Source organism: Pseudomonas sp. dw_612 (genome assembly GCF_018449725.1).
In the GTDB taxonomy this organism is placed as follows: Bacteria; Pseudomonadota; Gammaproteobacteria; order Pseudomonadales; family Pseudomonadaceae; genus Aquipseudomonas.
In genome coordinates this window covers 29,272-44,995 of record NZ_JAAVVC010000008.1, presented here as the reverse complement: position 1 = coordinate 44,995, position 15,724 = coordinate 29,272, and the positions used below count along the sequence as shown (strand labels likewise).

Below are 15,724 nucleotides of genomic sequence, written 5' to 3'. Positions count from 1 at the left end.
GAACATGCTCTCGTCGGAGGTCTGGCCGTCGATGAAGCGAAACGCCGAGCAGGCAGAAGATTGCGATTTTACCAACGCCCCCACGTGATTCGCTCAATCCCACGCCCAGTAAAGGTCCTACATCAACCTCGGAATCATGCACCTTGCACCGCTGGAACGATGAAGCTTATAGTCCGCCCGTCGTCCACATGGCGACCGGGTTTGGCGACCTGTCTAACGAGTGCGAGAGCTGTCTGCTTATTTGCAGGCGCCTCCGCATCCGCAAAACTGCTTTTTATGGCAGTTGTGCGCGGGAGACTTTCGAGTCTGCCGGTTACTCGTTTCCGGTTCGCCAACCTGCGTACAGCTGCCACCCATTTCGTTTGGCGACGATTTGTTGGCGGTCTCAGCAAACTAAACGAGGATTCAACTTTGGATAGATACATGCCACGCACCGGAATCGACCTGATCCCGGCTTCCCTGCTTATTGATACCCAAGCCCCACTCGACGTCCTGCAAGCCATGGCGGATTACCGCATTCGTACGGTTACGCAGTTGTTGGAAAACATCGCATATCGCGCTGAGATTGGTTGCGACACCGTGGTGCTGTCGGACTTTTCCAAACTGCTGGTCATACCGTTGCGGGATGGCTGTGATTTGATGGATGTAATTGGTCGGCGGCTGCGGGCGCAGGTTGCAGGGTAAATGAAAACGGGCGACCTTTTGGGTCGCCCGTTTTATGTCATGAACAATAGAAGAGCCCTTCTATGCGGCAGGTACGCTCGTCACGGGAATACGCTGGTCAGGCAGGGTCACGTCGAGAACATGCTGCTCACAGCCCTGACCAATAAACTGGAACTCCACCAAATAGACCTTGCTTCGCTCTGGCGTAAAAGTGTTCTTCAGCGGGCCGCAACTATAATTGCCGCCAGCGCCTCTGCCATTCGAATATCCCGACACCTCGAAAGACTTATCGGCATCAGCCTGTACTTCCAACTGCGGGAAACGCTTAACCGTGGCGCTATTAGCCACTTCGTTAAGTTTGGCGATCCAGCCGAACACCTTGCCTTGGCCAGAGTCCACCACGGTCCCCAGCACTTCCATTCTTTGGTCAGGATCTGCCGCACGCCTGACCGAAAACTCTACTGGAAAGGTGTTGCCCGACGCTTTCATGACGACCTTGGCGTGCTGCGCATCGACAGCTACCGTGTTTTGGCGCAGTTGGATACCGTCTTTCAGCAGACTGGGGGACGAGTCTCGGGCGTTGGAATGGCAGCCTGACAAGGTGAAAATCAGAGTTAGTATTAACAGTGGAGTTCTTTTCACTTCTGAATATCCTTATTAAAGGTATGCCTGGTGGAAAACGAAGTAGAAAAATCTATTTTTCTGCCATGCCAAATAAAATAAACCCGTTCTTTTCTAACTGCCCACTCGCGAGTCTTACCTTAGCCTTGACTTAAGGCTGGCTAACGGCGCCATTTCTATTTCTTCAGGAGGCCCACTCCGTCTTATCAGGAAAATTACCTTCCCTCCAAAGACGCACTAATTTTGTTGCAGCTCTTTTTGACCACGCTCCATTTTTATCCAGAGGGCACTCTTTCAGCACACGAATAAATTCACCATCTTTATCCATCCGAATCAATCCAACATCCGAATTCCGGCCAAACGTATATTCAACATACTCTTTCGTTTCTGCGACTTTATCCATTTCTATATAAAACGCCATACCCCCCCCATGCATCACCTCACAACCTACAAAAAAGGACAGGTTTATATCTGGCCTTGGTTAAACCGTACAAAATAAGCTCCCCTTTTTAACGCTTTTTCACAGTCTGAATAACCATGATCATAGCTACTTCTTGATCTTCAAAGTCCTCCAAGCCCCCCCCCCCTCCACCGAGGATTACTCCACCAGACTTCTCATAAAACCACTCTTCCGCCTCATCATAAACCAGATCATAGAAAGAAGCGGCCACATCCATTCTCGAACCCAGTCGAGTACCGTCCGCCAAACAGCCCTGATATGAATATGTGAGTTTTTTATCCCCCAACACATCGAAGTAATCAAACATCCAGACAGAAACACTAGATACTTTTTCATCTAAAAATCCAACTACCAATGCTCTTGTCTCAGATGAAACCAGCTTCGATTCGGGAAACTGGCTGTACCATCCAGTAAGGGCAACGTCAGCAACAGTAAACTTAAAATATATTCGATCCTGCTGCTCATTAACTGCAAGCAAAAACAGCGGCGCCTCTGGAAACTTGTAGAGACCACTTACAAAATCAACACAATACACCTTGATCAAAGCCTTAAAATCTTCAAGATCAGAGCCTAACTTGATACCAGCCAACGTCATACCAGGAACTATAGGTGCACTCCAACTAAAGTTACTCATTTCAGCATCCACATATCGTTTTTATAAGTCAGACCTTGGCCTGCCGCATTATAAAACACTGTATTTTTTTCAAGGTTCGCTTCAAATACGCCGGCAGGATTAGCTTTATATTGTACCTTGTAGTTCAGAGGATCAATGACTTTCACTTTGGTACCATCCGTAAAGGTAAATTTATAATACTGACCGCCATGAGTGGACTCATCACTTGCAGGACTAAACTGCACTTCTTTAATTAAAGGATGCCCTTCCACCGTAAATACTTGAGCATTTCCTGAGCTACCTGGACTAGGAGGTTTAGGCGTAGTTTTCGCACCATCCATCTTGTACATTTGTACAAGATCATCCAGTGACGCCCCCCAAACTTGATCCAAGGATCGCGGAATACCCGCCTCAATTGCAAGTTTAAGCCTAAGCTCCTCTCGCGCAATCGATGACGTTGCCGGAATACCATCATCGACCTTGACGGGTTCTACAGGTCCCTTAGGCGATTCTGGCGTTACAGGGTCAACGTCTTTCGGCGGTGTCACTTCCACCTTTGGCGGCACACCTGGCTTCGGCGGAGAAATCGGCGGTTCAATCACCGGCACATCCGTATCCCGCAGGACGCCCTGGAGCTTGCTGATCTGAGCTTTGACAGCGTTAATATCAACCGATGCACCGATTTTCTTGACGGTGTTGACGGAGACATCGATCCCCATTCGCGAGAGCGTAAGTGCACTGCTTGCTGAGCTGCTTCCCCCGCCAATCATCAGTTGTACAACCAGCGCCACCGCCTGACCCATTTGCCTACCGAGATTCTCTGCGTTGTCATCGCCCCCCTCGACTACAGCCGTACCAATCTGATCAATTTGGGACTTGAACGCAGCAGCTACTTTTTCACCCAACAGCGCCTGGGCCTCATCGGAACCCGCAAACTCTTTAACGGCCTCCCAGCTCTGCGCCGGGTCGGTCAAGAGCGTAACGGCGCTATCCAAAGTGCCTAAACCTGCGCCAGCCATGCCGTCCGTGAATCCTTTCAGAACGCCCGAGCCCGTCAGCAAATCCTGCCGCAATGAGGTGATCTGCCACTTTCCAGCGATCGCCAGTTTCTTGAGGACATTGGGTTCAGCATCAATCTCTTTCTTTGCCTGAACGTACTGCTGCGTCGCCAACCAATTGTTATCGACGTTCGCCGTGGCCGCGTTGTTCGCGGTGGCGGCACCATTCGGGTTACTCATGGCCGCAATACCGGTCACCAGGCTGGTGATGATGTTGCGTTTGGCTTCACGCTCTACAGCGGTTTCGTTCGGGTCGGAATCTGCAAACAGCCCTGCCAGTACACTGGCGGCAGAACCACCCAAAGCACCAGCCGAGCAGCTCTGATTACTGGCAGCAGCGCCGGCACAGCCGAGAATCGCATGCAGCGCCGCATGTTCAGGGCTGCCTTCCTTCAAACCCTTTTTCACCAGTTCGCCGATATACGCCGAACCTTGTTGCTGGACGTAGTTGACCACCATGTTTTGCGCAAACTGGGCGCCGCTGCCGGCCACGTTGCCGCTGATACCTGCAACCAGGGCTGTTGCGATTTGCCGGTAGGTGCCTCCTGCACCCCAGTTATCGCCGATTGCCTTGATCTCTTGATTGAGCGCCTGATAATTCTCGAGGTGCTTTATCCGATCTGTTTCAGACAAGGTCGTATCATTCGATGCCGCCTTTTCCGCCTCGGCCTGACCTTTCTTCTGATCAATTTCCCGCGCACGACTATCGATGTACTGGGAAACGTTCTGCACAAACTTGCCGACGATCTCGAAGTCCACACCAATTTCTTGCGCATCGAAGATCGGCTTGAGTTTGTTGCTGCCGTCACGATCGCTGGAAACATCGGTATTGATTGACGCAACGGCCTGTTCTGCCGTCTGCCCCGTCAACGCCTGTTGTTGAGCGGTATTGGTGATGGTGACCGCTGCACCGCTGATACCGCTGTGGGTGGTACTGCTGGAACTGTCACCGGCGTACAGCACGACCGGAGTGTTAGCGCTTACCCCGCCGTTACTCGGTGCCTTGGGTCCATTTGGATTAGCTGTCGCGCTGGCATTGCCTTTGGCATCAAGACCGATATCACCGCCATAGCCGCCGCTCAAGTTGACGCTGGTGGCGTCGTACTCAGCCTTGTTCTTGATGTCGGAGCTGGTCAGGGTGCCGGTGCTCAGGGTGTTTTTGCCATCAGCCACCGCTTTATCGGTGCTGGCGATGACCGCGCCCTTAAGATCGGTATTGCCTGCCACTTCTACCTGGAAGCCACCATTACCTGCTTTGATCCCCGATTGTTCGCTGACACTGGCGTAATCGCTCTGCATATGTTGCGAGGCGATGCCGCCACTGATAGTGCTCGCACCCACGCAGAACGGTGGAACACATATGCTGACACCGACGTTCGCGCTTTCTTGCTTGGAGGTATAGGTGCTGGTGTCCTGCAGGCTCTCGATATTCAGATCGCCGCCTACGTTGACCTTCACCTGGTCAGCGGAGACGACTGCGCCCTTGATGTTGGTGTCGCCACCACTCTCAAGTTTGACGCTATTGCCACCCTTGATATACGTGTTGGTCTGGGTGACGTCGTCGCCGTCAGCCATGCCGCGCCCGGCATTCGCCGCCAAGTCCAGGGTAAAGCCGTTTTGCGAACCGCCGAAGCTGAACCCAATCCCGGCATTCCAGCCAGAATTGCCATTGGTGCTTTCCTGATGCGCGGTGTTCTGCGCTGAGAGCAGGTTAATCTCACCATCAGCCTTCAGACTGACATCGCCGCCGCCCTCGATGCGACTTCCAACAACGTTGATATCGCTGTTGGCGCCATCACCGGTGGCAACGACTTTGACATTGCCGCCAGCCACCACACTGCTGCCCACCACATTGCGGCCGCTTTGGCTGCTTTCGCTATGACTACGGCTGTCACTGAGATTGACGCTGATCTTGATCCCGGTTGTCGGATCTTTCATCAAGGCCTGACCCGCTTCCAACGCCTGATTCGCACTCATCGCCGCATTCACCGCAGCCAATGCGACCATCCTGTCGTCACTGGTTTTCTGCGCCGCTTCGCCCATCTGCTGAATACCGCGTAAGGCATCAAGCAGCGGAATGCTCACCGTGCCGCCGATCGCCGTACGACTGGTACTGGCGGTTTTGCTGGACTCCATGGTGTCGAAACCGGCTTCGATATCGACATGCTTGGCGGTGATGTCGATATCACCCTTAGGCACGACCAACTGACTGGCCGTCTGGGTGTAGTGATCACCCGCCGTCAGGCTGATGTTGCCGCCCAACGATGCGATCTGGCTGCCCGACTGGCGGGTGGATGTGAATTCATCGGCTTCTTTGGTTTTGAGAATCCCTGTCGCGCCCTGCCACCAGGACGTGCCGATTTCACCGACTTTTTTGCTGCCGGATTTGGAGTTGGAGGTTTCAGTGTTTTCCGCACTGGTTATCTCCAGGTTACGACCGGCATTGATACCGATGTCTTTGTCCGCCACCAGCGTACTGCCTTCAACGGTTGTATCGCGGCCACTCTTGATCTGAATGCTGTTGCCGCTGATATCACTGCCGATGCTTTGGGTGGAGGTGGATTGACCTTGTTGCGATTTTTGCGTAGAGGACAGCCAGCCCGTGACCGTCACACCGCCCTTGCTGGAGCTTTTCGACTGGGAAGAGGTTTGCGTTTCCTGGTCGGCACCGATCAGCACGTCATTACCGGCAGTGATCTTCACCGCTTCTTCAGCACGCAATGCAGCGGCCGTCAGCGAGATGTCGTTATCGGCTTTCAGTTCGATGTTTTTGGCGACCAGTTCAGTACTGTTCAAACGGGTCTGGGTGATTTCCGAGCTGCTGGACTTGCTGGAGGTCCACCCTTTCTTGGAAGAGGCATTGGCCTGACTGGCGTAATCTTCGGCGGCATCGAGGTTGATGTCACCGCCCGCCGTCGCAAGCAATGTTCCATCACTCGTCAGCTTGGCACCGGTGGCGTTGAAATCCTCGCCAGCGGAGATGACCAGTTTGTTCGTGGCCGAGACACTCGAACTGACGGAGACATCCGTTTCGGTCTCGGTCATCGTCGACTTTTTCTTGCCGAACGAGCCCTTCTTGGTTTTCGTGTAATAGGAATAATCGACGTTGTCCGCCGTTGTCATATTGACGTTATCGCCGGCAAACAGATAAGCCTCGTCCCCCGCACTCACCCGGCTCGCAATCAGGTCCAGGTCCTTGCCCGCACTGAGGGTAATGTTGCCACCCGCGTTAACGGTCGTAGACACCTGACTAACATGATCCTCCTGACTCGTAACCTTCTTGGTCTTGCTATACGAGTGCGCTTCATCCGCCGCCGAGGCCAATGTCAGATCACCAATCGCGCTCATGCTCACATCACGCGTGGCATCGATCTGGCTGGCAATCGCGGTGATGTCACGACCGGCGTTGATGGTCAGGCTTTGCCCTGCGTCGACGGTTGAGCCGTATTGGGTAACGCTTGAATCCGTGTGCAAACCACGCACGCCGCTGGTGACTTGCTCGGCGGAGACGAGGTTGACGTCACGTCCGGCATTGATGGTGGTGTCGCCACCGCTTTTGAGCACGCCGCCGGTGTTGTTGAAGTCTTGTCCGGCCTTGATGGTCAGGCTGTTGGCGGCTTCGATGCGGGCGGCGCTGTCGACGAAGTCGGTGCGTTCGTCGCGGTAGCCGCTGCTGCTTTCGTGGGTGGTGACGGTGCGTTCGTTGATCACGTCGCCGCGGGTGGCGGTCAGTGACACATCTTTGCCGGAGATGACCCCGCCGGACTTGTTGGTGAGGTTGTTGCCGGCCAGCAGGTCGAGGCGATTGCCTGCCTCCACCAGGCCACTGTTGACCAAGTCGTTGGTGGCGGTGGCCGACAGGTTGTTGGTGGCCTTCAGGGTGCCGGCGTTGTTCAGGTCCTTGCCGGCGATCAGGGTTACGTCGCTGCCCTGGATCAGGGCGCCGTTGGCGGCCAAACGATTGTTGGCGTTGGCCAGGTACAGTACCGGCACCAGTACTTGCTCGCCGTTCACTTCGGCGTTTTCCATCCAGACAATGTCGTGGGTCAGGGCCGCGACTTGTTCGGACGTCAGGCTGACGCCGACCGAGAGGTTGAGCTCCGTCTTGCTGACGACGGCGTTGTCCATCAGGTACTTGAACAACGCGTCGTTGGAGGTTTGGCCGTCGATGAAACGCTGGCCGGTGCGAGCGACTACGGCTTGTTGAATCAGGGTCTGCTCGTAGAAACCATCACCCAAACGCTTGGCGCTTTGATCGGGGTCGTAACCGAGGTTGGACAGCAGGTAATCCGAGCTCATGAATTGCTTGAGGTCGGTGAGTACCGGGTTGGTTTCGATCAGGTATTTCTGCGGTTGGGACTGACCACTGCTGGCGGGCAAGCCCTGAACACGATTGACCGTAAACGCCGTGGCGCGACCGGGCAGTGCCGAGCCCGTTGAATCGGCAACCGGTGTACTGACGTTGATCGCACTGGCACCTACGCTCATGTGCGCCGCCTGACGATCCGTCGGGCTTAGGTCAACGCTGCTGGCTGAAGCCTGTGCGTTGCTACCCAGTTGAATGTCCCGTGGCTGGATGTCAGGCAGCGTTTGTTGACGCTGGGTCGGGGTGACGCTGGCACCGCCCATGGTCCAGCTTTGCGGGCCGGTGGTCACTGGGGCGCTGCTGTCTTGAGCGCTCAGGCGGAACAGGCCGTTCTGACCGGTGGGGAGCGCGAAGCCGGGCAAGGCCAGCGGGTTGACTTGCTGCTGGGCCAGGTTGGGTGGCAACTGCTGGTTGATCGTGATGTGAGTAGAGGACTGGCTGCCCGCCGCGCCGGTACCCGTGCGCGGGCCACTGCCCACGTAGGTGTAGCCAGGACGTACGACGCTGTTGTCGATGTTGTTCTGGGCGTTGATGTTGACCGAGCCTGCGGCCTGGATGACCGCAGCGTAGCTTTGGTCGCTGGAGGCAATTTTGCGGGTGCTGCCTAATCCCGGATATTCCATTTCTGTCATGCCAATGAAGTTGGCCATGCCGGCTTGAAGGCCGCTCAGGTCATTGGCGTTGTAGCCGGCGCTTTCGTACCAATACTGGTTGGTGAAGGCACTCGCGGCGCTGTACCAGCCGCCTGCGTTGCGGGTCCGTTCGGACCTGTAGATCCGGGTGGTTTCGGTTTCCCCGGTTTCGACGCCGCTGTTGGTCAGGTTGGCCAATGTGGCGCTCAGGTTGCCGCCGGTGGCGATGGTGCTGCTCTGATTGAGCAAGTCGCCACCGCTCAGGGTCAGGTTGCCACCGGCCGTAATGCTGGACGCGGAGCTGGCATCAGTGACCTCGAGTTTTTCGCGCTGCACGATCTCCCAGACATGGTTCTGCTTACCGCTGCAATCCCCGGCATTGACCCCTTCGATACACTCGATTTCGTCAATTTTGGCGGTGTAGATACCCGCGTTGTTCACGGTGAGCACGGCACGAATGTTCTGGATCGTGCTCGCTGCTAGAGTCATGTTGCCATCGCTTTGAATCGACGCAGAACTGTTGACGATGCTGTCGGCTCGGGCACCTTGCCCATTACGGTCAACCGAGAGATCGCCCAGGCTGTAGATGTTTGCGTAGCTGTTGTTCAGCGCATTGACCCGCAGGCTCATGTCCTTACCGCTGAAGATCAGCCCGTGATCGTTGATTAGCGTCCCGGTGGTGACGGTCAGTTTTTGAGCGCCAGCCAGTGTCCCGAGGTTGTTGACCCCGCCAGCGTTTACGATCAGGTTGGCAGCCGAGGTCAGTCGACCGGCATTGTCCAGTTGGCCACCGACATTGAGCGTGGTGTCGCCACCGCCAGCGATGCTGGACGTCGCTTGGTCAAGGCTCACTTGCGCGGCACTCAGGCCCAGATTGCCCTGACTGCTGAGACGACCGCCGCCCCAGTAAGCACCGCTCAGACCGACGTTCAGGCTGCCATCACTGGCAATCAACCCTTCGTTTTGCCAGTTGACGCCGCTGCTGTTGAAGCTGTCGGAAGCCAACAGTTGGCCGCTGGCGGTCTGGGTGAAATTGTTGACGTTGACGCTCAGGCGCCCGGCCTGAATCACGCCGTTGTTGACCCAGGTGTCGGTGCTGATGGTCAGGCCACCACGGGTGACCAGGGTGCCACCGGCGTTGATGACGTTGGGGGTGGAGATGTCGAACGTGCCGGTGCCGACGTGCAACAGACTGCCGCCGGTGTTGAGGAAGTTGCCGGCGTTGAGGGTCAGGTCAGTGTTGGCGGTTTCCAGGGTGCCGTTGCGGTTGTCGAACAGGCCGCCAATCTGGAAGTCGGTTTTGCCGCTGGTGCCCAGGGCACGCAGTTGGCCGGTCTGGTTGTCGAGGCTGGTGGCCCTGATTGCCAGGGTGCTGTCACTCTCGATAATGCCTAGACGGTTGTTCAGCGCGCCGCTGAGGCTGAGGTCGATTTGTTGGCCTGCGATCTGGCCATCGTTGTCGCCGCTGTTATCAAAGTTGTTGCCGGTAACGTTGACCTTGCCTTTGGCATACAGGCCGCCGTTGCGGTTGTCGAAGTTACCGGTGTTGACGACGGCGTCGCCGCTTTGCGCCGAAATACGCCCACCGTAGTTATCGATACCTAGCGTGGTCAGGCTCAGGCGTTGGGCCTGGGTGACGCCGCCCTGGCGGTTGTTGTTCAGGTCATAGCCGTTTTTCAGCACGCCGGTCAGGTGCGCGGTGAACGCACCTTGCAGGCTGGAGAGCACGCCGCCGCGGTTGTCGAGGTTGCCGGCGTTGAGGGTCAGGTCGCCGGCCTTGGCGATGATCCGGCCGCTCTGGTTATCGATATCGCCGCCCGTGGTGAGGCTCAGCGCGCCCTGGCTTTGCAGGGTGCCCTTGGCGTTGGCGAGGCTCGCGGCCTGGACTTGCAGGTCGCCGTTCTGGCTGTAGATCAAGCCATCAGCGCTGTTCTGCACGGCGCCCGGGGTGGTGATGGTCAGCAGATCATTGGCCGCGACGGTGCCGCGATTACGGTTGTCCAGGCCACCAGTCAGCAACGTCATCAAGCCCTGGCTGGCCAGTTGTCCGCCCTGGTTGTTGATCTGGGTGGAGCGTTGCACCCGCAACGGGCCGGCGCTGGCCAGTTTGCCGTTGGTGTTGGTCAGGGCGCCAAGCAGGTCGAGGGTCACGGCCCCGTTGCCGACCAGGTTGCCGCCGGTGTTGTCCAGGGTGGTGCCGGTGAACGTGAGCGCCTGTTGGGCGTTAACGGTACCGCCAGCATTACCCAGGGTCATGGCTTGGATGGCAAGGGTTGTGCCGCTGGAAATCAAACCGCCTTGGGCGTTGTTCAATAAACCGCTCACGGTCAGGGTCTGGGCACCGCCGCTGGAGAGGATGCCAGTGCCGCTGTTATCCAGGTTCGCCGTGTTGACGCTCAGGTTCCCCAAGCTGACCAGTGCGCCGTTACCGCTGTTAAGCAGGTCCCCGCTGAGGGTGACGGCGATGTCGCCGATCACATTGATCTTGTCGTCGACATGACCGCTAGACAGCGTGCCTTTGTTGCGGTTGTCCAGGCTGTTGCTGGTCAGGCTCAGGTCTTGCCAGCCAGAGATCAGACCGCCCTGGTTGTTCACCGTATCGGTATTCACGCTCAGCAGATTGTTGCTGATCAGGCGGCCGCCGCTGTTATCGAGGGCGCGAGCTCTCAGGTCCAGGCTCTGGCTGCTGGAGAGTTCACCACTGTGGTTATTCAGGTCACGCAGGTGCTGAATACTCAGCATGCCCGCGGTGGTGATCAGACCGCCGCTGTTGTTCAGGTCACCGGTGGGCGCACCAAAATCGATGGCAATCGCGCTGCCCAGCAAAGAGCCGTTCTGGTTGTTAAGAGCGCTGCTGTTGAGGGTCAGATCGGTGGTGGCGTTGATCAGCCCCAGGTTCTGGTTATTCAGTTGTCCGTCGAGGTTCAGGTCCAGGTTGGCACGGCTGGTCAGTGTGCCGCCGCTGTTGTCCAGGCTGGCGCCTTTGATGTCGAGTGCTGCAGCGGCGATCAAGCCTTTGATATTGGTCAGCGCCTGATCGATGCGCAGGGTCAGCCCTTGATTGCTCAGCAATCTTCCGTTGCTGTTGTCCAGGCTGCGAGCCGCAACGGTGAACGCCTGGGTGCTGGAGATTTCACCGCCGTCGTTGTTGATGTCCTTAAGGTTTTTGAGCAGCAGCAAAGGCGCGCTGATCAACCCGTTTTGGTTGTTCAGTTGGCCCTGATTCAGATCCAGGGTCAGGGACGTGTTGCTGAACAACTGACCGCCTTGCTGATCCAGCCCCGTGATGCTCGCGTTCAGGGCGCCAGAACTGGCGATGCGACCGTTATTCCGGTTGGTCAGTTGGGTAGCGGTCAGGTCCAGGCTATCGCCGCTACTCAACCGACCGTTGTGGCTGTTATCCAGCGCGCCGGTGTGAACCACTACCGCGCCTTTGCCGCTGATGCTGCCTTGGTTACTGTTGTCGAGGCTGGCACTTTTGAGGGCGAGGCCGGCGTCGGTAACGATTTCGCCACCCTGATTGAGCACGACGCCCGTGATGGTCAGCGTCAGCGGCCCCGCAGCAGACAGGCTGCCGAGGGTGTTGGTCAGGCTGGATGCGGTCACATCGAGCGCACCTTCGGCGCTCAGCAGGCCTTGGCTGTTGTTTAGATCGCCCGAGAGACTAACTTTCAGGTCTTTCTGGCTCAGCAGCGAGCCGCCACTGTTGTCGAGATCGTGGCCAGCCAAGGTCAGATCGGTCTTGCCCGACAGCAAGCCTTTGGCACGGTTGATCACTTGATCAACCGTCAGGGCCAGTGCGCCTTGCGCAAACACCTGACCGCCATCGCTGTTGTCCAGACGGCTGCCCAGCAGCGTGACGTCTGATTGGCTCGACAACTCACCTGCGCGGTTGTCGACCGAACCGACGTTCAATTGCAGTGCCTTATTCGCGCCGACGAGGCCGCCGCGGCTGTTATCCAGGCTGCTGCCGGTCAATGTCAGACCGGCGGTTGCGATCAGTTGACCACCCTGGTTGTTGAAGGTCGTGACTGTGGCGTTGATGTCGGATTTGCCGGCAATCTGGCCACCGCTGTTGTCCACGCTATCGGCGCTCAGTTGCACACCACCGTCAGCAATCAGCGTCCCATCACGGTTGAGCAACTGACCGTCAACCTTGACCCCGAGAATGCCGTGGCTGCTGATCAGACCGTCCGTGTTGTCCAGACGTGCACTGTGCAAGTCCAGGGTCTGGGCGGAAATCAGTCCCTTGACGCTGGCGAGCAACTGTTCGACGCGCAGGGTCAGGCCCTGATTGCTGATCAACTTGCCGTTACTGTTGTCGAGGTTGCGAGTGTCCAGTTCGAATGCCTGGGCACTGGAGATTTCACCGCCCTGGTTGTTGACGTCCTTGAGGTTTTTCAGCATCAGCAACGGCGCGTTGATCACGCCGTTCTGGTTGTTCAACTGACCCTGATTCAGGTCCAGGCTCAGGGAGGTTTTACTGAACAGTTGACCACCCTGCTGATCGAACCCGGTGACACTGGCGATCAACGCCTTGTCGCTGGCGATGCGGCTGGCTACACCGTTGCTGACCTGAGTCGCGCTCAGGTCGAGGGTGTCACCGCTGATCAATTGACCACCCTGGGTATTGTCAAACGCACCGGTGGTGACAACGCTCGCCTTCTTGCTGCTGATCAGGCCTTTTTGGCTGTTGTCGAGGCTGGCGCTATTGAGGGTCAAGGTGCTGTCGGTACTGATCGAACCGCCCTGATTTTTCAGCACGCCCGTGGTGGTCAGTGCCAGTGCGCCGGCACTCGAAAGGCTCCCGCGAGTGCTGTCGAGACTGCCCGCGTTGACGGTCAGCGTGCCTTCGCTGCTGATCAGCCCCGCGATGTTGCTCAGGGCGTTGTCGAGGCGAATGTCCAGGCCTTGCTGAGTGACGAGGCTACCACCGCTGTTGTCCAGGCTCTGGCCGGCAACCGTCGTTGCGCCTTTGCTGAACAACTGGCCTTGGGTCTGGTTAATGATCTGCGCCACTTTCAGGCCCAGATCGGTACCGGCGAGGATCTTGCCGCTGTCGCTGTTGTTCAGTTGCGAGCCTTGCAGGCTGACATCGACGGCGCTGGAGATTTCTCCGCCACGGTTGTCCACAGCATCGACGTTGAGTTTCAGCGCTTTTGTGGCGCCTAGCAGACCGCCGCCACGGTTATCCAGTGCCGTGCCGCTCAGAGTCAGCGCGCCTTGGGCGACCAGTTCGCCCCCCTGGTTGATGAACTGCGCAACGTTGGCGACCAGATCGGTTTGGCTGGCGATGCGACCGCCGCTGTTATCGGTGCTGGTCGCGTTCAGACGCACAGGCCCCACTGCGCTCAACAAGCCAGCGCGGTTGTCCAGTTGAGTACCCGTGAAATTGATCGCAGCCTGACTGCTGAGCAGCCCTTGCTGGCGGTTATCCAGTTGCCCGACGTTCAATTGCAAATCATTGGTGGCGCGCACTTTGCCGGTGCGGTTGTCCAGCGAATCGCTGCGCAGCGTCAGTCGATCCTTGCCGGACAGGTTGCCATTACGGTTGTCGAGGCTGCCAGTCTGCAGGTCGATCGCGCCTTTGGCACTCAGATCACCGTTCTGGTTATCGAACAGGCCAGTCATGCGGGCGGTCAGGTCGCCGTCGCTGACGAGGCTGCCGTCATGGCTGTTGTCCAGACTGGCGGCAGTAATACTGACGCTCTTGCCGGAGCCCAGCACACCGTTCTGGTTGTTCAGCGCACCGATCAACCCGATATTAAGTGCAACGTCACCGGTCACTTGGCCATCGCTGTTATCCAGCGACGAGGCATTCACCGTGGTGTGGCCGGCGCTGGAAAGCTCGCCATTGTGGTTGTTCAATTGCCCGAGATTGGCGGTCAGATTGCCTTGGCTGGTGATGACCCCTTGGGTGTTGAGTACTTGATTGGCCGCGAGATTCAGCGTGCTGTTGCCCAACACCCGACCGCTGTTCTGGTTGTCCAATGTGCCGGCGTTGAGGGTGGTGGTTTGGCCGCTGAGCGTGCCGCCCTGGTTGGTCAGGGTCTGGGCGGTATTGACCGTCAAAGTACGACTGGCGATCACGCTTTTACCGGAGTTGTTGAGGTTCTGCGCGACAAGGCTCACGTCGCCGCTGGCGTTACGGCTGTTATCGGCGTTGACCCCGGCTTCGATGATGCCGTTGTTGGTCAACTGGCCGCTTGCGGTGAGGGAAATGCTGTCCCGCGCGGCAAGGGTTTGCTGGTTGTTCAGGTTGCCCTGGGTTTGCACATTGACGGATGTGCCGGCGTAGACCGGTCCCTGAGCGTCGAGACTGGCGGCTTTGACGTTAACCGCGCCGGCCGCAGAGGTCTGGGCCATCGTGAGCTGACCATTGATGTCGAGTTGAATGTCCCCGCCGCTGGCCGCCATATTGCCGGCCAGTTTCACCCCGACCCCGGCTTCGGTACCCACCAGTTTGATCGCCCCGGCGTACATCCCGCCCAAGGCCGAAGAGTCAATCGCCAATTCCGGCTTGGCACTGCCGTCATTCGCGCGGGCAGTCGCATTGAGGCTGTCGGCGTTGACGTCGTTACGACCGGCAATGATGGTCAGGTTGTTGGCTTGCAATTGCGCGTTGATCTTCGCGCTGCGGGTGATGATTTCGAAGCGGTCGACGTTGTTCGCATTGAGCCCGGCACCGTCGATGGACACGCTGCCCTGATCGACCTGAAAGCGGTCCAGCCGACCGCTGCCGTCGAACACCGGTTTGCCGGTGGTCAGAGTCACGCGCGGGGTGTTGATGAAACCGCAACCGTTGCAACTGATGCCGTACGGGTTGGCGACGATCACCCGCGCCGACTGCCCCGCCACTTCGGTGTAGCCGCGCAACTGGCTCGGGCTGCCGCCGACCACTTCGTTGAGAATGGTTTGGGCCGCGACCCGACTAGTCAGGTTGGGGTTGCCGACGATGATCCCGCCCAACTGCGTCGCGCCGGTCTGCGCCGCGACGTTGTTGAGGATCACGCCCTGGGCGCCGACGTTGTAGTCATGAAACTGGTTATGCGACAGCCCGGAACTGTTCGGCGTGGCAATATTGACGATGGGCACGCCATTGCCCGCCTGACCCAGACTGGTTCCCGGATTGGCCACCACAATCCCTTCGGCCTGGGCCCACATCGGCTGCCAGAACATGACGTTGGCCAACAGGAACGCCAACCCGCGTTTGGGCATGCCCCAGAAGTGCTCGCGGGTTTTCAGGTCCGCAGCAGGTTGGTGAGCGAGGAAGGCGTGGTGGCGAACGTCCATGTTGGAGGTCTCGAAGTA

The 15,724-nt window shown here is 57.6% G+C and carries 5 protein-coding genes; 1 reads left to right on the top strand and 4 read right to left on the bottom strand.

Going from position 1 to position 15,724, the window contains the following annotated elements; translation table 11 throughout:
- Nucleotides 1–411 precede the first annotated feature (411 nt).
- Nucleotides 412–684, top strand: coding sequence for a hypothetical protein (locus HB680_RS14470; RefSeq protein ID WP_213939308.1), 273 nt, complete (start codon nt 412–414; stop codon nt 682–684).
- A gap of 60 nt (nt 685–744) precedes the next feature.
- On the opposite strand, the gene HB680_RS14465 is transcribed toward HB680_RS14470, so the two are convergent.
- The 4 genes from HB680_RS14465 to HB680_RS14450 all read right to left on the bottom strand — a co-directional run bounded on the left by HB680_RS14465 (nt 745) and on the right by HB680_RS14450 (nt 15,706).
- Complete coding sequence (locus tag HB680_RS14465) at nt 745–1,305, bottom strand: hypothetical protein (RefSeq protein WP_213939307.1); 561 nt, start codon at nt 1,303–1,305, stop codon at nt 745–747.
- A 163-nt stretch (nt 1,306–1,468) separates the two neighbouring features.
- Nucleotides 1,469–1,705, bottom strand: a complete 237-nt coding sequence (locus tag HB680_RS14460; protein WP_213939306.1) for a hypothetical protein — start codon at nt 1,703–1,705, stop codon at nt 1,469–1,471.
- A gap of 88 nt (nt 1,706–1,793) precedes the next feature.
- A complete protein-coding gene (locus HB680_RS14455) occupies nt 1,794–2,378 on the bottom strand; it encodes a hypothetical protein (protein WP_213939305.1) in 585 nt (194 codons plus the stop codon).
- Nucleotides 2,375–15,706 (bottom strand): hemagglutinin repeat-containing protein, encoded by a 13,332-nt coding sequence (locus HB680_RS14450; RefSeq protein ID WP_256735539.1) that lies wholly within the window; start codon nt 15,704–15,706, stop codon nt 2,375–2,377. Before HB680_RS14450 ends, HB680_RS14455 begins: the two co-directional genes overlap by 4 nt.
- Nucleotides 15,707–15,724: the final 18 nt, after the last annotated feature.